At 71.5% G+C, this 23544-nt stretch carries 14 protein-coding genes; 6 read left to right on the top strand and 8 right to left on the bottom strand.

All coding sequences use genetic code 11. From position 1 onward, the window contains the following. The coding region (locus ACGFW5_RS34525) for an SDR family NAD(P)-dependent oxidoreductase (RefSeq protein WP_393838304.1) at positions 1-6344 on the top strand (6344 nt) is incomplete at its 5' end. 154 nt (positions 6345-6498) lie between these two features. Here ACGFW5_RS34525 and ACGFW5_RS34520 read toward each other — a convergent pair. The 3 genes from ACGFW5_RS34520 to ACGFW5_RS34510 are packed head-to-tail and all read right to left on the bottom strand — an operon-like array spanning position 6499 to position 10087. Beyond that, positions 6499-8124, bottom strand: coding sequence for an MFS transporter (locus tag ACGFW5_RS34520; protein ID WP_393838303.1), 1626 nt, complete (start codon positions 8122-8124; stop codon positions 6499-6501). A gap of 38 nt (positions 8125-8162) precedes the next feature. Then, on the bottom strand, positions 8163-8810 hold the full coding sequence (locus ACGFW5_RS34515) for a response regulator (protein ID WP_393838302.1): 648 nt from the start codon (positions 8808-8810) through the stop codon (positions 8163-8165). Further along, entirely contained in the window at positions 8798-10087 is a 1290-nt protein-coding gene (locus ACGFW5_RS34510; protein WP_393838301.1) for a sensor histidine kinase, read from the bottom strand. The genes ACGFW5_RS34515 and ACGFW5_RS34510 overlap by 13 nt, the downstream gene beginning before the upstream one ends. 283 nt (positions 10088-10370) lie before the next feature. Here ACGFW5_RS34510 and ACGFW5_RS34505 point away from each other — a divergent pair, with 283 nt between their 5' ends. The 5 genes from ACGFW5_RS34505 (at position 10371) to ACGFW5_RS34485 (ending at position 17164) form a co-directional block, all read left to right on the top strand. Next, a complete protein-coding gene (locus tag ACGFW5_RS34505; protein ID WP_393838300.1) occupies positions 10371-11174 on the top strand; it encodes an ABC transporter ATP-binding protein in 804 nt (267 codons plus the stop codon). A gap of 8 nt (positions 11175-11182) precedes the next feature. Next, positions 11183-13726, top strand: coding sequence for an FtsX-like permease family protein (locus tag ACGFW5_RS34500; RefSeq protein WP_393838299.1), 2544 nt, complete (start codon positions 11183-11185; stop codon positions 13724-13726). Between the two features lie 264 nt (positions 13727-13990). Next, the gene (locus ACGFW5_RS34495) at positions 13991-14749 is read left to right on the top strand and encodes a thioesterase II family protein (RefSeq protein WP_393838298.1); all 759 of its coding nucleotides are present in this window, start codon (positions 13991-13993) and stop codon (positions 14747-14749) included. A gap of 61 nt (positions 14750-14810) precedes the next feature. Further along, positions 14811-15521 carry a 4'-phosphopantetheinyl transferase gene (locus ACGFW5_RS34490; RefSeq protein WP_393838297.1) on the top strand — a complete coding sequence of 237 codons (711 nt, stop codon included), beginning with the start codon at positions 14811-14813 and terminating at the stop codon, positions 15519-15521. Between the two features lie 272 nt (positions 15522-15793). Beyond that, positions 15794-17164 (top strand): lipase family protein, encoded by a 1371-nt coding sequence (locus tag ACGFW5_RS34485; protein ID WP_393838296.1) that lies wholly within the window; start codon positions 15794-15796, stop codon positions 17162-17164. Between the two features lie 109 nt (positions 17165-17273). On the opposite strand, the gene ACGFW5_RS34480 is transcribed toward ACGFW5_RS34485, so the two are convergent. The 5 genes from ACGFW5_RS34480 to ACGFW5_RS34460 form a co-directional block, all read right to left on the bottom strand. Further along, the gene (locus ACGFW5_RS34480; protein ID WP_393838295.1) at positions 17274-18215 is read right to left on the bottom strand and encodes a Rieske 2Fe-2S domain-containing protein; all 942 of its coding nucleotides are present in this window, start codon (positions 18213-18215) and stop codon (positions 17274-17276) included. A gap of 179 nt (positions 18216-18394) precedes the next feature. Then, positions 18395-19129: a S1 family peptidase gene (locus tag ACGFW5_RS34475; RefSeq protein ID WP_393838294.1), complete on the bottom strand. Its 735-nt coding sequence runs from the start codon at positions 19127-19129 to the stop codon at positions 18395-18397. A 101-nt stretch (positions 19130-19230) separates the two neighbouring features. Continuing rightward, the gene (locus tag ACGFW5_RS34470; RefSeq protein WP_393838293.1) at positions 19231-20019 is read right to left on the bottom strand and encodes an endonuclease/exonuclease/phosphatase family protein; all 789 of its coding nucleotides are present in this window, start codon (positions 20017-20019) and stop codon (positions 19231-19233) included. Positions 20020-20104: 85 nt separating this feature from the next. Beyond that, the gene (locus ACGFW5_RS34465) at positions 20105-22933 is read right to left on the bottom strand and encodes a type 2 lanthipeptide synthetase LanM family protein (RefSeq protein ID WP_393838292.1); all 2829 of its coding nucleotides are present in this window, start codon (positions 22931-22933) and stop codon (positions 20105-20107) included. A gap of 145 nt (positions 22934-23078) precedes the next feature. Beyond that, complete coding sequence (locus ACGFW5_RS34460; RefSeq protein WP_393838291.1) at positions 23079-23279, bottom strand: DUF6229 family protein; 201 nt, start codon at positions 23277-23279, stop codon at positions 23079-23081. Positions 23280-23544: the final 265 nt, after the last annotated feature.

Here is a 23544-nt window from a genome sequence, read left to right as displayed (position 1 = left end):
CCAACTACGCCGCCGCCAACGCCTTCCTCGACGCCCTCGCCACCCACCGCCACACCCACAACCAACCCGCACACTCCCTCGCCTGGGGACTCTGGTCCCAGCACACCGGCATGACCACCCATCTGTCCGCGGCAGACGTCGAACAGATGGCGAAGTCCGGTGTACGAGGCCTGTCCGACGACGAAGGCCTCGCGCTCTTCGACACGGCCGTGTCCGGCGCGACCCCCGTCCTGCTGCCGATCCGCCTGGACCTCAAGGCGCTGCGTGCCCGCCCGGGCGGTACGCCGCCGCTGCTGAGCACTCTGGTACGCCCCGTGAGCCGCCGCTCCGTCGCGGCCGCGGCGACGGACGACGGCGACACACTGGCCCACCGGCTGCTCCGTATGACCGTGCCCGAACGCGAGCGTCTGCTGCTGGATCTGGTACGTACCCAGGTCGCCGGCATCCTCGGCCACGAGGGCGGCGACGCGGTCGCCCCGGACCGCGCGTTCAAGGAACTGGGCTTCGACTCCCTCGCCGCCGTGGCCCTGCGCAACCGCCTGGGCGCAGCAGTGGGGATCCGGCTGCCGGTCACCCTGGTCTTCGACCATCCCACGCCGCTCGCGCTCGCGGAGTACCTGCGTACCGAACTGGTCGGCGCGGACGAACCCCAGGGCGTGGACTCGGTCACGGCGCGCGCGTCCCACGACGAGCCCATCGCGATCGTCGGCATGAGCTGCCGCTTCCCCGGCGGCGTCAACTCTCCTGAAAAATTGTGGGAGTTGCTGGCCGAAGGCGGTGACGGCATCTCGGCGTTCCCCGCGGACCGCGGCTGGGACATCGAGGAGATCTGCGACACCAGCGGGCAGCGGCCGAACACCAGCCACTCGCGCGAGGGTGGGTTCCTGCACGACGCGGCCGACTTCGACGCCGACTTCTTCGGCATCTCCCCCCGCGAAGCACTCGCCACCGACCCCCAGCAACGCCTTCTCCTCGAAACATCCTGGGAAGCACTCGAACGCGCCGGCATCAACCCCCACACACTCCGCGGCAGCCGCACCGGCGTCTTCGCCGGCATCATGTACCACGACTACGCCACCCGCCTCGGCAACTCCCCCCTCCCCGAAGGCGTCGACACCTACCTCGGCAACGGCAGCCTCGGCAGCGTCGCATCCGGCCGCGTCTCCTACACCCTCGGCCTCGAAGGCCCCGCAGTCACCGTCGACACCGCCTGCTCCTCATCCCTGGTCGCACTGCACCTCGCGGTACAGGCGCTGCGCAACGGCGAATGCTCGCTCGCCCTCGCGGGCGGCGTCTCGGTGATGTTCACGCCGGAGACGTTCATCGACTTCAGCAGGGCACGGAACCTGGCACCCGACGGCAGGACGAAAGCATTTGCCGGAACGGCGGACGGCACCAGTCTCTCCGAGGGCGTCGGCGTCCTGCTGGTGGAGCGGCTGTCGGACGCGCAGCGCAACGGCCACCCCATCCTCGCCGTCGTACGCGGCTCCGCCGTCAACCAGGACGGCGCAAGCAACGGCCTCACCGCCCCCAACGGACCCTCACAACAACGCGTCATCAACCAAGCCCTCACCAACGCAGGACTCAACCCCACCGACATCCACGCCGTCGAAGCACACGGCACAGGCACCGTCCTCGGCGACCCCATCGAAGCACAAGCACTCCTCGCCACCTACGGCCAAAACCGCCCCACCGAACACCCCCTGTGGCTCGGATCAGTGAAGTCCAACCTGGGGCACACACAAGCAGCCGCCGGTGTGGCCGGAGTGATCAAAATGGTCATGGCCATGCGTCACGGCGTACTGCCCAAGACCCTGCACGTGGACGAGCCGACCCCCCATGTGGACTGGTCGGCGGGGCGGGTGGAGCTCCTGACGGAAGCGGTGCCCTGGGCAGACGAGGTGCCGCGCCGAGCGGGTGTGTCGTCGTTCGGGATCAGTGGGACGAACGCCCACGTGATCCTTGAGCAGGCACCGGAACCGGCCCCCGTGACCGCCGTGAAGGAGAACCCGGAACAGCCGGAGACCGCCGCCTTCGGCCCGGTGCTCTGGCCCCTGTCCGGCGCCACCCCCGCAGCCCTGCGCGACCAGGCAGCCCGCCTCCTGCCCCTCCTGGACCACCCCACCCCACCCACACCCGCCGACATCGGCTACGCCCTGGCCACCACCCGCGCCCACCACGACCACCGCGCCGCCATCACCGCCACCGACCCCACCCAGCTCCGCACCGCCCTGCACGCACTCACCCACGACACCCCCACCCCCCACACCACCCACGCCACCGCCCGCACCCACGGCAAAACCGCCCTCCTCTTCACCGGCCAAGGCGCCCAACAACCCGGCATGGGACACCAACTCGCCGCCGCCTTCCCGGCGTTCGCAGCAGCACTGGACGAGGTGTGCGCACACCTCGACCCCCTCCTCGACCACCCACTGAAGGAGGTGCTGTTCGCGGAGGCCGGTTCGGCTGAGGCCGCATGGCTGGACCGTACCGAGTACGCACAGCCCGCCCTCTTCGCTGTCGAGACTGCGCTGTTCCGGTTCACCGATGCCTTCGGGATACGTCCCGACCTGCTGGCGGGACATTCCATCGGTGAGATCAGCGCCGCTCATGCGGCGGGTGTGTTCTCCCTGGCCGACGCCTGCGCTCTGGTCGCCGCGCGTGGCCGGCTGATGCAGGCCCTGCCGGATGGCGGCGTGATGGCAGCCGTGCAGGCCACCGAGGACGAGATACGCGTGCTGCTGGAGGGGGTCGAGGACGCGGCGATCGCCGCCGTCAACGGGCCCCGGGCGGTGGTCGTTTCGGGTGCGGCACCCTCCGTGGAGAAGGTCGTGAAGGCGGTCAAGGCCCAGGGTGGCAAGGCCTCCCGCCTCACCGTCTCCCACGCCTTCCACTCGCCGTTGATGGATCTGATGCTGGAAGAGTTCGGGGCTGTCCTGTCCGGTCTCACCTTCAGCGAACCCACCATCCCCATCATCTCCAACGTGACCGGCCGCACTGCCGCACCCGGCGAACTCACCAACCCCGCCTACTGGGTCACCCACGTACGTGAGGCAGTGCGTTTCGCGGATGGTGTTCAGGCGCTCGCCGCAGAAGGTGTCACCACCTTCTTGGAGATCGGCCCCGATGCGGTCCTGACGGCCATGGCCCCAGCAGCCCTCGCTGACGACACGACCGCCACGTTCATTCCCCTCCTGCGCCGCAACCGGCCCGAACAGAACGAAACCCTCACCGCACTCGCCCGCCTGTGGACCACCGGCCACACCGTCAACTGGCCCGCACTCCACCCCACCAACGGCCCGACCCGACCCGTCGACCTCCCCACCTACCCCTTCCAACGCCAGCGCTATTGGCTCGAATCCGCACCCAGCACCGGCGACGTCACCACCCTCGGCCAGACACCCGCCCATCACCCGCTCCTCGGCGCCCTGCTCCACCACGCCGCGTCCGACGAGCTCATCCTCACCGGACGCATCAGTACCCGAACTCACCCCTGGCTCACCGACCACACCATCATGGGCACCACCCTGCTGCCCGGCACCGCCCTCGTCGAGCTGGCTCTCCACGCCGGCGACCACACCGACACCACCCACCTCGAAGAACTCACCCTCCAGGCACCCCTCGCCCTCCCCCACGATCAGCCCCTCCACCTCCAAGTCGCCATCGGCGCCCCCGACCCCACCACCCACCACCGCAACGTCACCATCCACTCACGCCCCGACACCAAACAAACCGACCCCGCCCACGCCCCTTGGACCCAACACGCCCAAGGCACCCTCACGCCCCAACCCCCCGTCACCCCCGCCGAACTTGACCTCACCCCCGACCTCACCACCTGGCCGCCCCCCGGCGCCCAACCCATCGCCCTCACCACCACGTACGAAGACCTCGCCTCCCAGGGCTACCAGTACGGGCCCACCTTCCAGGGCCTCACGGCCGCTTGGCGCCACAACGACGCCATCTATGCCGACGTCACCCTCCCCCCGGGGGCCCATCACGACGTCGCCACCTTCACACTCCACCCCGCCCTCCTCGACGCCGCACTCCACGCCGCCGACCTGGGCAGTGACGAGACCGGGACCGAGCAGTCGGGCCTTCTGCTCCCGTTCGCCTGGCAGGGTGTGACCCTCCACGCGACCGGCGCCACCCGGTTGCGGGTACGCATCACCCGTCCCGCCGAGAACACCCTGTCCGTCGCCGTGGCCGACCCGCAGGGCGTGCCGGTGGCCTCCGTACGCTCGCTCGTACTGCGTGCTCTCAGCGCGGACCAGTTGGCCGGCGCCGCGAGCGCCCAAGGCGGCGATCTGCCGTTGTTCGGTGTCGACTGGGTGCCGGCTCCGCTGCCCGCCACGGCGACCGGCCGGAGCGAGGAAATCCTGACCGTCCGTACGTCCGGTGCGGAGCCCGAGGAGCTGATTCCGGCCGATGTCCCCGGCGTGGTCATGATGCGGGTCGACGATGAGCCCGACGCCGGAACGGCCTCGACCGCCGCGACGGTACGGAGTTCCGCCTGGCGCGTGCTGTCCCTGCTCCAGCGGTGGCTGGCGGACGAGCGGTTCGCAGCGACCCGGTTCGTCGTCGTCACCCGGCGCGCCGTCGCCGCTTCCCGGCCAGGAGAGCAGTACGAGGACGTGCTCGATCTGGCGGGGTCGGCCGTGTGGGGCATGGTGCGCGCGGTGCGCGAGGAGCACCCCGGACGGGTGGCGTTGATGGACGTGGACGGCGCCCCCGAGTCTCAGCTGGCCCTGCCGGCGACAGCCGCGGCGACAGCCGCGGCGACAGCCGCGGCGACAGCCGACGAACCTGAGATCGCCCTGCGTGGTGGCGCGGCGTTCGTTCCCCGGCTCGCTCGGGTCGCGGCCGCCCAGGATTCCGTCGGTGACAACTCAACCGGCCTCGGCGACGAGATCGCCGGGCAGGGTGGTCAACTCGGCGCCGGTGGGACAGTGTTGGTCACCGGGGGCACGGGTGGTCTGGGCAGTGCGCTGGCCCGCCACCTCGTCACGGCGCACGGCGTACGCCATCTGCTGCTGCTCAGCCGTCGCGGTCCTGCTGCCGAGGGGGCCGACAAGCTGGCTGCCCAGTTGGCGGATCTGGGCGCGAGCGTCGACATCGTGGCCTGCGACGCGGCGGACGAGGCCGAGCTGGCCGCTGTCCTCGCGCGGGTTCCGGACGACCGTCCGCTGACCGGTGTCGTGCACGCGGCAGGCGTACTGGACGATGCGACGCTGGCCTCGATGACGCCGGAGCGGTTCGAGGCCGTGCTGCGTCCCAAGGTGGATGCGGCGCTCAACCTTCATCGGCTGACCGCAGACGCGCCTCTGACGGCGTTCGTGCTGTTCTCCTCTGCGGCCGGCACACTCGGCGCGGCCGGGCAGTCCAACTACGCCGCGGCGAACGCCTTCTTGGACGCGCTGGCCCAGCACCGCAGGGCCCAGGGACTCGCCGGTCTCTCACTGGCGTGGGGCCTGTGGAAGGCGGAGACGGGGATGGGTGACGGGCTCGACGACGCCGATCTCCGACGGATGGCCCGGTCGGGCATGGGCGCGCTGTCCGTGGAAGAGGGCCTGGCCCAATTCGATGCCGCGCTCGCCCGCACGACCCTCGTCCAGGCCACAGCCACTGCCACTCCGGAAAAGGGCACGCCCGGCCACGCGGTACTGCTGCCGATGGCGCTGGACCTCGCCCGCGCCCGGACCGGCGCCGGGGTCGGCGGGGTGCCCGCGATGCTGCGGGGTCTGGTGCGGGCCTCGTCGCGCCGGGCCGTGGAGAGCGGCGGTGACGCGGGGGGTTCCGGGCCGCGGGGCGCGGCGCTGGCGGACGAGTTGAGGGCGCTGTCGGCCGAGGAGCAGGAGCGTACGCTGCTGCGCTTGGTACGCCGTCACACGGCCGAGGTTCTTGGTCATGCGGGGGGTAGGGCCGTGGATCCGCTGCGTGGTTTCGTGGAGCTGGGCTTCGACTCGCTGACCGCGCTTGAGCTGCGTAACCGGCTGGGCAGCGCGAGTGGGCTCCGGCTTCCTTCCACGCTGATCTACGATCACCCGACCCCGCTGGCCGCGGCCCGTCATCTGCGGGCCGAGCTGGTGGACGACGGTGTCACCGCGGGGCCGTCGCTTGAGGCCGAACTCGCGGCTCTGGAGGCCGCGTTGAGCGGTGTCGTGCCCGATGAGGCGGACCACGCGAGGGTCGCGGCGCGGCTGCGGGCGCTGACCGCGCAGTGGAGCGAGGTCCACCGGCCTGCCGGGTCGGACGCGGGGTCGCTCGCCGACGACCGGGCGGCGCTTGAGTCGGTCTCCGCGGACGAGTTGTTCGACATGCTCGACAGCGAGCTGGACGCCGACTGACGGCGGCCAAGTCCTCGATGGCGGACGGGCGGTGGGCAGGAACCGCCGCCTGAACCGTCGAACGCCTGGACCTTGAAGCCCAGGGAACGCGGGAAGCCCCGGCTTTTCTGAAGGCCGGCCACCAGCCTCCATCGGTGGCCGGCCTTCTCCGGCTTCAGGCCCGGCCGCGTTCCGTCGAGGAGGGGCCGCCCACCCCGGCACCCGCCCCGGTCGCTTCCGGTTCCTCATCGGCCGCCGTCCCGGGGGCCGCGGGCCGTGCGTGCCGCAGCAGGACCATGGACGTCACGGCCATCGCGAGCAGCAGGCCGGCCGCCGTCCAGGAGGCGACACGCAGCCCGTGCGCGAAGGCTTCCCGCGCGGCGTCGACCAGGTGCGCACCGCTCCGGGCCGGCAGATGCCGTGCGGTCTCCAGCGCGCCGCCGAGAGTGTCCTTCGCGGAACCGACCGCCTCGTGCGACAGCCCGGCCGGGACCTGCCGCGCCACGTCGTAGCGGTACACGGCCGTGCCGATGCTGCCCAGGATGGCGACGCCGAAGGCTCCGCCGAACTCCGTTGCGGTCTGGGACAGTCCGGAGACCGACCCCGCCCGGTCGGCCGGTGCCGAGGCGATGACCAGGTCGGACGTGATGGTCATGACGAGCGTGATACCGCTGGCCATGACGACCGTGCCGAGGGCGAGCACACCGACGCCCGAGCCGGCGTGGAGCTGGGAGAGCACCCCGTATCCGGCGGCCGCGACGACCAGGCCGCCGGTGACGACCACCCCGGGGCGGATGAACCGTGCGAGCAGCGGGGCCGCCGCCGAGCTGATCAGCGCGGCGCCCGCGGCGGGCAGCGCCCAGAGTCCGGCCTTCAACGGCCCGTAGCCGAGCACCATTTGGAGATACTGGGAGGTGAAGAGGCCCGATCCGACGAGGGAGAAGATCGCGAGCACACTGGTCGCGACGGACGCGCTGAACACCCGGTCCCGAAAGAGCGTGACGTCCAGGAGGGGTTCCGTCAGGCTCCGTTGGCGGCGCAGGAAGTACCAGCCGATGCCCAGTCCGGCGAGGAACACGACGACGGGCAGCGCGCTCACTCCGTCCTCGGCCATCCGCTGGATGCCGTAGACGGCGGGCAGTACCGCGGCCAGTGAGAGTGCGGCGCTGAGCAGGTCGAACCTGCCGGGCTTTTCTGCTTTGGACTCCGGGAGCAGCGGCGGCGCCAGGATGAGCAGCAGCGCCATGACCGGCAGGTTGACCAGGAAGACCGATCCCCACCAGAAGTGTTCCAGGAGTACGCCGCCGAGGAGCGGGCCGAGGATGGCGCCGGCGGCGAACGCGCCGGTCCACACGGCGATGGCGATCCTGCGCTGTCCGTCGTCGCTGAACATGCTGCGGATCAGGGAGAGGGTGGAGGGCATCAGGGTCGCGCCGCCGAGTCCGAGCAGGGCTCGCGTCGCGATGAGCAGGGCGGGCCCGGTGGCCAGGCAGGCCATCACCGAGGCCAGTCCGAAGACGACCGCGCCGAGCATCAGCAGCCGTCTGCGGCCGATGCGGTCGCCCAGCGAGCCCATCGTCAGGAGCAGTCCGGCGAGGACGAACGGGTAGATGTTGACGATCCAGAGGAGTTGCGCGCTGCTGGGGCGCAGTTCGCCGCTGATGAACGGCAGTGCGTAGGACAGCACTTGCATGTCGAGGGAGACCAGCAGGACGGGGAGGATGAGGACGGCGAGGCCTGTCCACTGTTTGCGTCCGGCCTTGGTGGTCGGCTGTATCGGCGCTTCACCGGCGTTGCTCATGGCGTGTTCGGCTCCTGCTTCGCTGCCTGGTTTGGCGCCTACGCGTTGAGGTAGGCGAGTACGGCGAGTACGCGCCGGTTGTCGTCCCCCGACGCGGCGAGGCCCAGCTTCGTGAAGATGCTGTTGGTGTGCTTGCTGACCGCTTTCTCCGAGACGAACATCTTGGCGGCGACCGCCGCGTTGGAGCGTCCCTCGGCCATCAGGCCGAGCACTTCGCGTTCCCGTTCGGTCAGGGTGTGCACGGGGCTGGTCTCGGTGTCGTGCTTGATCATCAGTTCGGATACCACCTTGGGGTCCATGACGGTTCCGCCCGCGGCGACCTGGCGGACCATGTCGATGAAGCGGCGCACGTCGAAGACGCGGTCCTTGAGCAGATAGCCGACGCCGCCGTTCTGGTCGGACAGCAGCTCGCGCGCGTACATCTGCTCGACGTGCTGGGACAGCACCAGAATGGGCAGCCCCGGCACGTGGGCGCGGGCCTGGACGGCGGCCTGTAGGCCTTCGTCGGTGAAGGTGGGTGGCAGTCGTACGTCGACGATGGCCACGTCGGGGCGGTGTTCGAGGAGGGCGCGCAGCATGGCCGGCCCGTTGTCCACCGCTTCGATCACTTCGAAGTCGTGTGCCGTGAGCAGCTGTACCAGCCCTTCCCGCAGCAGGGCCAGGTCCTCGGCGATCACAACGCGCACGGGAGCTCCATCGTCACTAGGGTCGGCCCGCCGACGGGGCTGTTGATGTCGAGTTCGCCGTCGAAGGCCGCGAGGCGGCGTTGCAGGCCGCGCAGTCCGCTGCCGCCCTCGGCGTCGGCGCCGCCGCGCCCGTCGTCGTGGACCTGTGCCCGGAGCCTGCCTCCGGCGTACCACAGGCGGACTCTGGCGCGGCTGGCGCCGCTGTGCTTGGTGATGTTGGCGAGTGCTTCGGCGATCACGAAGTACACGGCCGACTCGACGGGCAGGTGGGGGCGGGACGGCAGGTCGATCTGTACCTCGACGGGCACGGCGAGGCCCACCGCCAGGGCCCTCACGGCGCCGTCGAGTCCGCGTTCGGCCAGTACGGGCGGGTGGATGCCGCGCACCAGGTCACGCAGTTCGGTCAGGGCCTGGCTGCTGGACTCCATGGCGTCGGCCAGGAGCTTGCGCACCATGGCAGGGTTGGTTTCCAGCAGGGTGTCGGCCAGTCCCAGGCTCATGCCGAGCGACACCAGGCGGGCCTGTGCGCCGTCGTGCAGGTCCCGTTCGATCCTGCGCAGTTCGGCGGCCTGGGACTCGACCGTCTCCGAGCGCGTCTCGGTCAGCCGTTCCACCCGCAGGGCGAGCAGGGCGTTGCGGGTGGGGGCGAGCAGCAGCCGGTTGAAGCGGATGTGCAGCCGGCCGAGGGCCGGTGCGATCAGCAGGCCGAGCGCCACGAACAGGATGCCCTGCGGGATGGCGAGGTTGGCCGCGCTCTGGTCGGTGATGAACCAGGTGGCCCCGAAACCCCAGTGCGGGCCCATGCTCTTCCAGAGCAGCGGGGTGACGAAGATGCCGTTGAGGCCGTAGGCGACGAACGAGACGGGCAGTAGTCCAAGGACCAGCCCCACCAGGCCGTCGAGCATGGTCCACAGGAAGTCGCGCCAGGTGGCGGGGTCGGACAGCAGCTGGCGGCAGTGTGTGACGGACCCGGCCGTGTCGTAGGGGTCGTCCAGGTCGGTGGAGCGGTAGGGGGTCTCGATGTGCACGCCGGCCCATTCCTCGGCGGTCCGCCGGTGGAAGTTGGCCAGTCCGCGTACGGCGATCATGACGACCGGGAGGATGAGGAAGCCCACTCCGACGACCATGGACGCGAGCGTCACGAGGGTGACGGTGAACAGGGCGACGCTGCCGACCTGGGAGAGCACCGCGACCACCAGGCCCCGTGTGCACCAGCGCAGCCGGTCCGCCAGGCCGCGCAGCGACGCCGGTAACCGTACGGCCCAAACCTTGTACAACTGCTCCAACCTCCTATGGCCCCGGAAGCGCACCCCTCCCGCGAGCCTCATGATGCAGCACGCGCGGGAGATGACCGGGCGGTCTCATGCGTCCGTGCCCAGTGTCACGTCGTTTTCAGGATCGCGTGTGAACCCTGGTGGAAGCAGTGGGGAAGGACCCAGGCCGGGGGTGGAGTTTTCTCTACCCCCGTTGTGGAGACAGACCCATCGGCCGTCCCGACTCCCGTCCGTAGCGTGGTTGTTGTGATCGCGTCCACCACGCGACAGGTACAGGGAGCTTCGAATGGACACCACCGCAGTCGACGACACAGTACGGCTGAACGCGGTTCGCAAGGTTTATGGCGAGGGCGCCAACTCGGTGACCGCGCTGGACGGCGTCAGTCTGAGTTTCCAGCGCGGCAGCTTCACCGCCGTGATGGGTCCGTCCGGTTCGGGCAAGAGCACCTTCCTGCACTGCGCGGCAGGACTCGACCGGCCGACGTCCGGCACGGTCCTGCTGGACGGCGAGGATCTGAGTGGCTACGACGAGACCACGCTGACCAAGATGCGGCGCGAGCGCATCGGGTTCATCTTCCAGTCGTTCAATCTGCTGCCGGCCCTCACGGTGCTGCAGAACGTCACACTTCCGCTGAAGCTCGCCGGCCGGCGGCCCGATCGTGCCCGGGTGACCGAGGTGATCAAGCGGGTGGGGCTCGGCGACCGCACGGGGAGCCGTCCCGCCGAACTGTCCGGTGGCCAGCAGCAGCGCGTGGCGATCGCCCGCGCCCTGGTCACCAGCCCCGCGGTGGTCTTCGCGGACGAGCCGACCGGCGCGCTGGACACCCGTACCGCCCGTGAGGTGCTGCGGCTGATGCAGGAGTCGGTACGGGCGCTGGGGCAGACCATCGTGATGGTCACCCACGACCCGGTGGCCGCCTCGTACGCGGACCGGGTGGTGTTCCTCGCCGACGGCCGGTTCGTGGGCGACATCTACAACCCGACGGCGGAGGTGGTCGCGGAGCGGATGACCCGCCTGGGCGCCTGGGCGGACGAAGAGCCCGTGGCGTACGGCCGTCAGATGCCCAACTCGGCCGGAGGCACGTACTGATGTGGTCCTTGGCTCTGAGCACGCTGCGCTTCCGCAAGGGCGGATTCGTGGCCACCTTCATCGCCATCTTCTTCGGCGCGGCCCTCATCATGGCCTGCGGCGGTCTCATGGAGAGCGGCGTACGCGACGCGGTGCCGCCCCAGCGGCTCGCCGCGGCCCCCCTGGTGGTGGCCGGCGACCAGAAGTACGACGACGCCCAACTGGCCGAGCGGGTCCGGCTCGACGCGAAGCAAGTACGCGCCGTGGCCGCCGTGCCCGGGGTCGACAAGGCGATCGCCGACGTCTCCTTCCCGGTCGCGGTCGTACACGACGGCCGTCCGGTGACCGATCTGTCCGACAGCGCGACGGCCACCGAGCACCGCCCGCTCGGCCACGGCTGGGGCTCCGCGCAACTGGCCCCCTACACCCTCACGTCGGGGTCCCTGCCCGGCGCGGCCGGTGATGTGGTGCTCGACACCGAACTGGCCGGGGAGGCGGGCGCCTCCGTCGGCGACCGCGTCCAGATCGTGGCCGCCGGCCGCTCGCAGGAGTTCCGGCTGAGCGGAATCGTCAAGCAGGACGGCGGCCGTACGGCGTCGCAGCCCGCGGTGTTCTTCACCGACAAGCGGGCCGGCGAGCTGAGCGGCCGGCCCGGCGCGGCGGACGCGATCGGTGTCCTGCCGAAGGCCGGCAACAACACCGCGGACCTCGGCGTCAGGATCGAGCAGGCCCTGGGCGGCGGCACGGCCGTCGTGCTGAGCGGCGACAACCGCGGGCTCGCGGAGTTCCCGCAGGCCGCCGCCAGTCAGAAGAGCCTCATCACGCTGTCCGCGATCTTCGGCGGCTGGGCGATCCTGGTCGCCATGTTCGGGGCGTCCTCCACGCTGGGTCTCACCCTTCAGCAGCGCCACCGCGAGATGGCTCTGATGAAGGCGATCGGCACCACTCCGCGGCAGCTGCGTCGCATGATCCTCGGTGAGACGCTGTTCGTGGCGATCGTCGCCTCGGTACTCGGCTGCCTGCCGGGCGCGCTGCTCAGCGAGTTGATCTTCGACAAGCTGGTCTCCGCCGGAATGGTCTCAGGGGCCGTCGAGTTCCGGCTGAGCGTGGCGCCGGCCGTGGTGGCCGTGCTCGCCTCGCTGCTGGCCGGCGTGGGCGCCGCGTACATCACCGCCCGGAAGATCGCCAAGACGCGGGCCACCGAGGCGCTGGCGGAGAGCTCCATGGAGGGGCGCTGGCTGACCCGTACCCGCATCGTCCTGTCCGTGCTCTTCCTGGTCGGCGGCGCGGGCATGGCCGCGATGACCATGACGATGATGAAGGGCGACCTGACGGCCAGTACGGCGGGACCGGCCTGCATCATGTGGGCGATCGGCCTGGCCCTGCTCGCCCCCGGTTTCACCAGGCCCGTCGTGGCGCTGCTCCAGGGCCCGCTGCGCGCCCTCGCCGGGCTTCCGGGACAGCTGGCGGTGCTCAACTCCCGGGCGCACAGGATCCGGATGGCCGCCACCATCACGCCGATCATCCTGTTGACCGGCATCGCCACGGGCACCTTGTACATGCAGCAGATCGAGGACGCCTCCAACCGCTCCGCACACACCGGCATCCTGCGGGCGGACGACGTCCTGACGTCCAAGACCGGTCCGCTGGCCCCCGGCACGCTCGACCGGGTGCGGCAGGTTCCGGGAGTCGACGCCGCCTCGGACTATGTGACAAGCACCGGGTTCGTGCAGAACCCCGAGGACAGCGAACAGACCAGTGACGGGCGCCCGCTCCAGGCCGTCAGCGGTGCCGGGAACCTCTCGGTGAAGGCCGCGACCGGTTCGCTCGACGATCTGCGTGGGGACAGCGTCGCGCTGCCCGTCGAGTACGCCTCCACCCTGGGCAGCGGGATCGGCACCTCCATGACCCTGCGGCTCGGGGACGGCACCCCGGTCAAGCTGAAGGTCGTGGCCACCTACCGGGCGCAGGGCGAGACGACGGCGCTGCTCCTGCCCGCGTCGCTGCTGGCCGCCCACACCACCGACGGCGCGGCGAGCCAGATCCTGGTGCACCACGCCGCCGGGGCGAACGGCGCCGATGTGACCGCCGCGGTCACCGCGGCGGTCAAGGACCAGCCGGGAGTCGAGGTCTCCGACAGCGCGGCGCTGGTCGCCGGGCGCACCGAGGGCCAGCAGCAACTGGCCACCATCAACTACCTGGTGGTCGGCATGATCGTCGGGTACACCGCGATCTCCGTGGTGAACACGCTGATCGCGGCCACCGGCCGGCGCCGCAGGGAGTTCGGTCTCCAGCAGCTGACCGGCTTCACACGGCGGCAGGTCATGACGATGATGAGCGTGGAGAGTGTCCTGACGGCCGTCGTGGGTGTGCTGCTCGGCACCGTCGCCGCCGCGGTCACCCTCTTCCCCTACAGCGTCGCCAAGCTGGACCGGCTGATCCCCTCCGTACCGGTGTGGATCTACCTGGCGGTCGTGGCCGGCGCGGTGGTGATCACCTTCGCGGCGACCCTGCTGCCGGCCTGGCGGGCCACCAGGATCCGTCCGGTGGAAGCGGCGACCGCCGCCGCGTAACACCTCGAAGCCACCCCGAAGGGCCGGAAGTCCATCCCCCGTACGACTGTCCGGCCAGGTCCCACCGCCCCCAGGGCGGTGGGACCTCACTTCGTTGCGGGCAACCCTGGGGGTGTCTGGTGGGTCAGGGTCGGTCAGGGCGCGGCGTCCGGTCCGCCGGACACCCCCTAGGGGGTGTCTGGTGGGGCCGGGTAGGGGTTGGCCGGGCGCGGGCCCGGTGAGAGCCTTCGCCGGTAGGCCGTACACACATGAGGGGCAAGTGAGTTGACGAGCAGCACGCAGGCGAAGAGCGATTGGATCCAGCGCTTCCACCCGGCTCCCGACGCCGAGAACCGGCTCGTCTGCTTTCCGCACGCGGGCGGCGCGGCGAGCTATTTCCACCCGGTCTCCGCGATGCTGTCGCCCGGGATCGACGTGCTCGCGGTCCAGTACCCGGGCCGTCAGGACCGCAGGACCGAACCCCCGGTGGCCTCGGTCGAGGAGCTGGCGCGGCACGCCACCGCGGCGCTGCGCCCCTGGGCGGACCGTCCGCTGACGCTGCTCGGCCACAGCATGGGCGCCATGGTCGCCTTCGAGGTGGCCCGGCTGCTCACGGCGGACGGCGCGGCTCCGCTCTCCGTGATCGTCTCCGGCCGCCGCGCGCCCACCAGCGTGCGTCAGGAGAACGTGCACCAGCGCGACGACGAGGGGTTCGTCGCCGAGATGGAGCGGCTGGGCGGCAGCGATCCGCGGGTGTTCGAGGACCCCGAACTGCGGGCGCTGTTCCTGCCGGTGATCCGTGCCGACTACAGGGCGGTGGAGACGTACCGCTACCGGCCCGGTCCTTCCCTGACGTGCCCGATCCTCGCGCTGCTCGGCGAGAGCGACCCCATGGCGACGGTGGCGGAGACCCGTGCCTGGGCGGAGCGCACGACCGCGTCGTTCGAGCTGCGCACCTACGCGGGCGGCCACTTCTACCTCAACTCCCACGCCGCCGCCGTGACCGAGGCGGTACGGGACCACATCGTGTCCCTGAGCAGCTGATGCCGGCCGGACTCTTCGCCTGCGGCGCCCGGCGCCCGCGGCCCGTCCGGGGGGCCGCCGCATGATCGGCGCTCTGCTGCCCGCCCCCGTCGTCACCGCCGAAGCCTTCGGCGACCCGGCGGTGGCGCCCGAACTGTTCCCCGAGGAAGCCGCGTTGGTCGAGCGTGCGGTCCCGGAGCGGCAGCGGGAGTTCACGACGGTACGCGCCCTCGCCCGCACCGCGCTGGGCCGGCTGGGCCACGACCCGGCACCGATCCTGCCCGGGGTGCGCGGCGCCCCACGGTGGCCGACGGGCGTGGTCGGCAGCATGACGCACTGCCGGGGCTACCGGGCCGCGGCGATGGCGCACGCGGCCGACCTGGTGACGGTCGGCATCGACGCGGAGCCGAACCTCGCGCTGCCGAACCAGGACGTCCTGGAGACGGTCCTGTTCGGGCGGGAGCGGACGCATGTACGTGAACTGGGCGCGCTGCGCCCCGAGGTGAGCTGGGACCGGCTCGTCTTCAGTGCGAAGGAGAGCGTCTACAAGGCGTGGTTCCCGCTCACCGGCCTCTGGTTGGACTTCGATCAGGCGACGCTGCGGATCGATCCCGAGGCTGGGACGTTCCACGCCCGGCTGCTGGTCCCGGGACCCGAGGTGGGCCACACCAGGCTGTCCGGCTTCGACGGACGCTGGCAGGTCGACGGGGGGCTCATCGTGACCACCATCGCCGTGTACCGCAAGGATCTGGAACAGCCCGACGGGCCGCCGAGCGGCGCGCCGGGCAACTGACAGCAAGGACCCGCCCGTCCCTTTTCGGGCATGCAGCGCAGCCCACTTCGGGGCATGCAGCGCACACCCCTTTGAGGCATGCAGCGCACCCGGCGGGATGCCGGAGGCCCGGGGCCGCACTCGATCGAGTGCGGCCTTGTCTGTTTTTGCGCCACGAACTTCGCGTCGGATCTCTGGGCAACGGACTTACCTCTTGGTAACTTACAGGCCAGTTACCTCTAGTAACACTTGTGCCGCCATCCCCGTGTTTTACCTAGCGAGCCGAGGGATCCATGTACACAACCCCCGCACGCCGTCTGGCAACCGCGGTCGCCACGGTCCTGACCGTCGTCGCCGCCCCGGCGGCAACCGCCGCAGCCGCCCCATCCCTTCCGTCCGCCCCGACCGCCTCCTCCACGGCGGCCAAGAGCGCGACGAGCGACACGTTCTACTCCTACGACGGCAGCGAGCCGCTGTCGTCGTTCGCGCCCGGAACGGTCCTCAAGACGCGCACGATCCAGTACCACGTGCTCGGAATCCCCACGCCGGTCAAGGCAGTTCAGCTGCTGTACCGCACCACGGACGCGCAGGGCCACCCGTCCGTCGGTGTGACCTCCGTGGTGCGCAGCCCCGGCGGAGACGGCAGCAAGGCGGTGTCCTACCAGTCGGCCTACGACTCCCTCAACCCCGCGGACAGCCCGTCCCGGGCGATCGCGGGTGGCGTCAGCCTCGGCGGTGTCATTCCCAACGCCGAATCCCTCGTCCTGGTCCCGTTCCTGCTCCAGGGCTATGACGTCGTGGTGCCCGACACCGAGGGACAGAGCGCCGACTTCGCGGCCGGCCCCGAGTACGGCACCACCACCCTGGACTCCCTCCGCGCCGTCGGCAGATCCCCGGAGACCGGCATGAACGCCGACACCCGGTTCGGTCTGATCGGGTACTCGGGCGGGGCCATCGCCACCCAGTGGGCGGCGACCCTCGCACCGAGCTACGCGCCGGAGGTCAACCGGAACCTGGTGGGCTTCACCGAGGGCGGGCTGCTGGTGGACCCGGCGCACAACCTCAAGTACGTCGACGGCAGCCTCGTGTGGGCCGGTGTCATCCCCATGGCACTCATCGGCACGTCCCGCTCGTTCGGCATCGACCTCAAGCCGTACATGAACAGCTACGGCCTGGAGGTGTACAAGAAGCTCGAAAACGGGTCGATCGTCAACGCCCTGGGTCAGTATCCCGGTCTGACCTGGAAGAAGTTGGCGAAGCCGCAGTACGCCGACCCGAACTCCGTGCCCGAGTTCGTCAAGGCCGTCAACAAGCTGAACCTCGGCTCGGCCGCCACTCCGACCGTGCCCGGCTTCATCGCCCAGGGCAACGGCGGCGTGCTGGAAGGCACCTTCAGCAACCTGCCGGGGATCAAGACCGGTGACGGGGTCATGGTCGCGGGCGACGTGCGCTCACTGGCCCGCCAGTACTGCGCCACCGGCAACACATCGATCAAGTTCGAGCAGTACGGCCTGCTCAGCCACGTGGGCGCCACTGTGCCCTGGGCTCCGGCCGCCCTGAGCTGGCTCAACGACCGCTTCGCCGGCAGGCCCGCGCCCTCCGACTGCGGCCGGATCCCCGCGGGCAACTCGCTCGCCCCGGAGAAGCCGACCCCGGCTTCCTGACGGCCCTCGCGTCCGGCGGCGGCCCGGGCTTTCGACGGGCCGCCGCCGGGCGCCGGTTTGCTGCGTTCTCCAAGGGTGCGAGGCGGTCCGGCGCACCGGCGCCGAAGGCTCAGACGGCGCCCGGCAGCCGGACCTCCAGGACGCCCTTGCCCGTCAGCCGGGTCTCGAAGGTGGGCTGGGGCGCCGTGGCCGGGCCTCCCACATTCCGGCCGTCGCTCAACCGGAAGACACTGCCGTGCCAGGGACATTCCACGCATCCGTCGGCGATCTTCCCCTCGGAGAGCGGCCCCGCCATGTGACTGCACCGGTCGACCAGCACGTGGAATCCGCCGTCCGCCTCCCGCACCACGAGCAGCGGCACCTCGCCCAGCATCCGCCGGGCCGACTGTCCTGCGGGGAAGTCCTCGGCGCTGCCCACCGGGTGCCAGCCCGGCTCCACCAGGTGGTCGACCGGCTCCGTCTTGTTGGCTCCCACCGCCTGCCGGTAGGCGAGGTGGCCGCCGATCATTCCGCCGACACTGGCCATGGTCAGCCCGGCGAACCCGAGCAGCCGGCCGAGCACCGGCCTGCCTCGGCCCCGTACCACCCAGGAGCCGGCGTACAGAGCGATGGCCGCGCCGTTCGACGCCGCGTGCACGACTCCGGTACGCAGCTGTCGCTCGGGCTGCTCCGCCCAGTCCACCCATCCCGCCCAGGCGGCCGGCACGGCCGAGACGACCCCCATGCCCACCAGGAACCGCGCGTTGCGCCCCGCGCCGGGCAGCAGATCGAGCACCGCCGCCGACGTCCACGCCCCGATCGGCACCTGCACAAGCACGGGGTGCAGCGGATGTCCGATCGGCCGTCCCTGGAGCACGCCGCGGTAGGGCCCGAGGGGCAACGCCCGGACAGCTTTCTGCAACGGGCCGGTGATCTTGTCCAACCGTTTGGCCTCACCGAGCGCGTCCAGGGCCTTGAGCAGGGTCTCGGCCCTGACACCACCCCCTACCCCATCGCCTCGTCCCGGGGAGCCCGCCCCGGCCGGCACCGACTTCGCTGACAGGAATCGCATGCAATCCCGGTAACCCCTGCGGCCCGGGGCCAAACGCGGACCCGCCGGTTCTACCCGTACACGAGCATCATCGGCGCAGCGGCCCCCGCCCGCTGGTGGGTTCGCCCGCGAGCTGGTACGGCGTCGGCAGTCGGGCGAGTTGATCCGGGCGTTCCCGGCGGCGGCCCGCAGCTGACGTCTCAGCGCCGGATGACGGAGCGGATCCACGCCAGCTGCTGGGAGACCTCCCCCGCTTCGGCGATCGCTTCCCGGTCGGACCCGTCGAAGACACCGACGAGGGTTTCCGCGCCCGGCGGGGCGATGCTCATCACGGGGCCTCCGGAGTCTCCCCCGGCCGGAATCCCGGACACCTTCTCCATGCAGAAGTCCGAGCCGCCCGGGGCCGTGTAGCCCGCACAGCGGGTGTCGTCCGGCCGTACCACGCGTAGCTCCGCCTCCTTCAACACCGGCGACTGGCAGGCGCTTTCGTCCCCCGTGCAGGTGGCGCCCCACCCGTACTGCCGCACGGCCCGACCGCGGTGGGCACCGTCCGTGGCCAACGGGGCCGGGCGGACCTTCATCGGGGGCACCTCGACGAGCATCATGTCGGCGTCGGCGGCCCCCACCCGTCCGCCCGGCACCGGCCGGACCGTGGTCCCCTTCCGTTCGTCGAGACTGCCGACCCGAATGGTGATCCGCCGGTCGGCGACCGGTTCGCCCTGCTCGAAGAAGCAGTGCGACGCGCTGATGACCCACCGCGGGGCGACCGCCGTCCCGGTGCACGTCGGCGTGCCGTCGACGAGGATGCGCACGGCCCACGGGGCATAGGTGCTGGTCTTCCCGCCGATGACCGCGGACGCCGGCACGGGCGCCAGTACAGAGGCCGTCGCCAGGGAAGCGGCGATCAGCGCGACCACCTGGGCTCGACGGGGCATCCGCGGCATCTCCTCGTTCCGGGCGGTCCTTCACGGAGGGTGCGATACCCCTCGGCGGCGGCGAAAAGTCCCCATCGGGCCCGAAAGACCGCGAACCGGTCCTACGACGGGCGTCGAACGGTGGCGAGATCGCAGGCCACGCCGAAGTGGTCGGACGGCCACAGTGGCCGCGGCCCTGCGCCGGCCGGCCGGGTGAACGCCAACTCGGCCCGCACCGCCCTCAATCCGGCCGTGAGAACGAAGTCGATGCGGCGGGCCGGTTCGCGGGCCCGGCGCGCGAGGCGGTTGGCCGGCGTGTACGTGTGGCCCGGCCCGGAACCGCAGCGGGCCCACGCGTCCTCCAGCCGGGCGGTCAGCCACTGGATCTCAGGGGTGTCCGGGGCCGCGTTGAGATCGGCCAGGACGACGACGTCCCGCCCGGCGCTCGCAGCCGCGAGTTCGGCGAGGAAGCGCATCTGCTGCTGCCTGATGTGCGCGTGCTCCCATTCCCAGGTCACGTGGGTGACGAGCACGGTCGTCACCCCCACGTCGGCACGCAGCACCGACCGGGGCTCGACGCCGGGAGTCGGCAGCGGCAGCACCTCGTACCGTTCGACGGGTGTCCGGCTGAGCAGGGCGTTGCCCTGGGTGGCCCGGCGACGCGGCGAGAAGGCCGGCGCGTACGTCACGTGGTAGCCCAGCGCGTCCGCGATCTGCTCCGCCTGGCACCTCGATCCCTTGCGCCACACCTCCTGCAACCCGATGAGGCAGGGACCGAGCCGTTCGAGCTCGGCCCTGACCAGGGGCAGCCGGCGGCGCCAGGCCGAGCCGCGCCCCCAGATGTTGAGCGTCACCACACGCATCGTGTCCCCAGCATCCGCATCGGCATCGGCATTCGCATCGGCATCCACGTCCACACCGTACGCAGCGGCTGCGGCATCCGGACCGGTCCTGGCGGCCGGCTGTCGCGGGGTGTGCCTGCACGCCCGGACGGGATCAGTCGAGCAGGAGGGGGTTGGGGAGATCGGCGTCGGGGTGCATGCGCAGAAGGGTGTGGAGGACCCCCGCGAGGCCGGACATGAGGCTCGGCGAGAACGCCTCGCGGGCCAGGCCGCCGACCGGGCCGCGCTGTTCGAGGCCGGTCAGGATCTCGCCGTCCAGGCCGGCGGCGGCGCCGTGCCCCATGGACGTCAGGAACTCCCAGAGGCCCAGGTCGCCGTGGCACAGGGTGTGGCTCCAGCCGAAGCCCTCGGCCGCACAGGCGCGGGCGGCCCGTCGGGCCATGTCGAGGTGCGCGGGGTCATCGGTGCGGCGGTGCAGGTCCAGCATGCCGATGCCGACGCCCGCGCTGCCGTGGCACCAGCTGGTGAAGAAGTCCTCCTCCGCGCCGATGCGCACATCGAGCCAGTTGCCGTCCTCGGGCCGGTAGAGCGAGTCCTGGTAGGCGAAGGCTTGTTCGGCGAGACCGCCCCAGGCGCGGCGTTCGGACGCCGAGCCCGCGTCCGTGAGCGCGAGCCGGGCCAGCGCCCAGCCGATGCCCGTGGCGCCGTGCGCGAAGCCTCCGATGCCCTCCGGGTTGAGGCGGGTCGGCCAGCGGGCACCGGCGGCGTCGGTCACGGCGAGCCCGGCCAGGCGGCGCCCGACGTGGGCTGCTGCGCCCAGCCAGCGGTCCTGTCCGGTCGCGGCCGCCAGGTCGAGCAGGGGCACGACCGCCCCGGCCGCGCCGTTGAGGAGGTCCACCTCGACGTCGTCCTCGATCAGCGGGCCGCCCGTGAGCAACGCGGCCCGTTCGGCGGCCCGTCGCAGCATCCAGTCCTCGCCCAGCACCCGGTGCAGGGCCAGCCACGTCCACACCTGGGACGCGGCGCCGCTGAACGCCCCGGCCGACGGCGTCGGCGTCCTGTCCTCGGTGGCGACCAGGACGCGCAGGGCACCCTCGAACGTTTCGCGCATGCCCGGCACGTCGTCGGCCCGGCCGGCCCGCGTCTCGACGACGTACTCGGCCAGCGTGAGGGCCACGCCGCCCTGGCCGGTGTAGAGGTCGGCGGGCAGCACCCTGATCGACCAGCCGGCGGGGGTGAAGACCGGGCTGATCCAGGTGACCGTGCCGTCCTCGCCGCGCACCGCCCCCTCGCACAGCCGCCGCGCCATCTGCGCGGCCAGCTCACGGCGGCGGCGCTCCCGGTCGCGGGCGTGCGGGGCGACCGCGGCGGCCTGCACCCGGGCGGGCAGCGAGCGCTCGTTCAGATACGCGCCCACCAGCGCGTCCTGGATCACCGACTCCTCCAGCGCGAGGTCGGCGGTGCGCCAGTCCTCGACGGTGCCGCGCACGGCCGCCGCGTCCACGGTGAAGCCGAACATCGGCACGTCGCCGAGCAGCAGGTCCGCGATCTCGCCGTCGATGGCCGCACGGTCGGTGGGCGCGCCGGGCAGCACGTCGGCGTTGCGCCGCAGGATGTCCCGGGCGCGTTCGACCGCGGCCGTCTCGTCGTGCAGCGAGGCCGGGTGCCACAGCATGCGGCCGATGTCGACGTAGGCCTGCGTGGGCCGCAGGATCCGCCGGGCCCGTACGCCCTCGAATCGGCGCAGCAGCCGGTGCGGGTCGGTGCCGGGGCGGCGCAGGTGCCCGGTCATCTCGCGGAACCCGGCAAGGACCCGGTCCCAGTACGCGCTCAGGACCGGGGTCGCGGCGGGGTGGTTGCCCGCGACGGGCATGGCCACCAGGTCCACCTCGAAGCGGGCCGAGTCGGTGCCGCCGCCCGCGATGACGGGGTGCGGGATCAGCGGTTGCTGGCCGGGCAGGGCGCCGATCCCGGAGATGTCGACGCCACCGAGCGCGAAGCCGGTGCCGCGCACGGGCAGCAGTCCGGTGCGCAGCACGGTGCGGCGGATGGCGGCCGCCGCCACGTCCACCGCGTCGCCCCGGCCGCTGGGCGGGAACGGCGCGGGGGCGTCGAACAGCGTCTCGGCGTCCACGATCACCGGCACCGGACCTGCGGCGATCATGTTCTCGGCATGCATGTCCGTGCCGCCGGTGAACCGCAGGACCGCGAGCCAGTGTCCGATGTTGCGGTAGAACACGGCGAGTTCGTCCTCGTCCGCGCAGTAACGGTGCCGGATGAACTCGGCCCAGCCGTAGCCGTCGCGTGCCAGGGTCCTGGGTACCCGGATGCGTCGGCCGGGTGCGGGAGCGCCGGGGAAGTCCGCGAACAGATCGTCAAGGAGGGCGCCGAGCGCCACGTCGGCCTCCGAAGGCCGGGGCTTGTACATCACGGTCCCACCGGCGAAGTCGGCCCGGCTGACCGTCAGTCCGCCCCGGTGGGAGTCGCCCGCCCCGAACGTGACGGCGCGCAGCTCCCCCGCGGGCCCGCCCAGGAGCGGGGACAGGAGGGCGCGGTCCGCGGCCAGCCGTTCGGCGAAGCCCGCCGTGGCCGCCACCGAGAGCCGCGCCACGGACGCGACGCGTGCGCCCACGTTCGGGTACCGGCCGACCAGCCGGTCGAGGTAGCCCTCCTGGCCGGCCTGCTCGATGAACGCGTCCCACGCCGTCGTCCCGGCACCGGATGCGGACGCGCCGTCCGCTCCCGTGCCGGCGAGGCGCAGCGCGTGCAGTTCCATCAGGAACAGACGGGACAGCTTCGCGTGCAGCGAGCGCAGCAAGGACTGGTGGCCCGCCTCAAGGAGTACGTCCCTCTCCTCGTGCCCCAGCGAGACCGGCGCGGCGAGCCGTCGGGCCAGCTCGTCCCGCCAGGGGCGGGCGATGGCGCGTACGGGGCCGGTGAAGTGTTCCGTCTCCTGCGACGTTCCGGGCTGTGATCCGCTCACCGTCAACCGTCCCCGTCCCCGCGCGCGTTCGCGCCCTTCGGGGCGCTCTGAAGGAGCCCGGAGCCCACGACGCGGGCGGCCGGCCAAGCAGTGGGCCCTTCGCGGGACGTCGTTCCACGAAGGGCCCTCGGGTCGGCTGCGACGATCAGCAGCACCAGCTCCCGTGCGAACCGCTCGGGCTGGAGCAGAAGCCGTAGAGGGCATCACTCGGGTCGGTGAGCGCGGCCTCGGCGGCGGCGCCACCGACATACAGCGGACCGGCGGGGTTGAGCTGGCCGTACGCGCTTTCGGCGCCTGACAGCCAGGCGTGGAGCACAGTGCTTGCGGGAACACCGGTCTGCGACATCAGCGGCCTCCGGACAGCGGGATCGGGACGGATCGCCCAGGCCCGAGTATGGCCACATACGAACACGCGTCAGATGAGGAATCCAGCCAATCGCATTCGGTCGGAGATGCGCACGACACCTATCTTCCGACGCAGAAACCGGAGCGGCGGCTGCCGCTCCGGTTCAGCCGCGTCCGCTAGGGGGTGTCTGGTGGATCAGGGTCGGTCAGGGTGCGGCGCCTGGTGCGGTGCATCGCAAGGCGCCGGAACGTCGTGATAGCGGAGC

The sequence above is a fragment of the Streptomyces sp. NPDC048416 genome (assembly GCF_043200435.1).
Classification (GTDB): Bacteria; Actinomycetota; Actinomycetes; order Streptomycetales; family Streptomycetaceae; genus Streptomyces.
Note: the sequence above shows the minus strand (reverse complement) of the source record. Positions and strands in the feature narration are given on the sequence as shown.

Coding starts and splice junctions, on each gene's coding strand:
- ACGFW5_RS34520 (WP_393838303.1), bottom strand. CDS start 8,124: ATGAGCAACGCCGGTGAAGCGCCGATACAGCCGACCACCAAGGCCGGA.
- ACGFW5_RS34505 (WP_393838300.1), top strand. CDS start 10,371: ATGGACACCACCGCAGTCGACGACACAGTACGGCTGAACGCGGTTCGC.
- ACGFW5_RS34490 (WP_393838297.1), top strand. CDS start 14,811: ATGATCGGCGCTCTGCTGCCCGCCCCCGTCGTCACCGCCGAAGCCTTC.
- ACGFW5_RS34485 (WP_393838296.1), top strand. CDS start 15,794: ATGTACACAACCCCCGCACGCCGTCTGGCAACCGCGGTCGCCACGGTC.
- ACGFW5_RS34480 (WP_393838295.1), bottom strand. CDS start 18,215: ATGCGATTCCTGTCAGCGAAGTCGGTGCCGGCCGGGGCGGGCTCCCCG.
- ACGFW5_RS34475 (WP_393838294.1), bottom strand. CDS start 19,129: ATGCCCCGTCGAGCCCAGGTGGTCGCGCTGATCGCCGCTTCCCTGGCG.
- ACGFW5_RS34460 (WP_393838291.1), bottom strand. CDS start 23,279: ATGTCGCAGACCGGTGTTCCCGCAAGCACTGTGCTCCACGCCTGGCTG.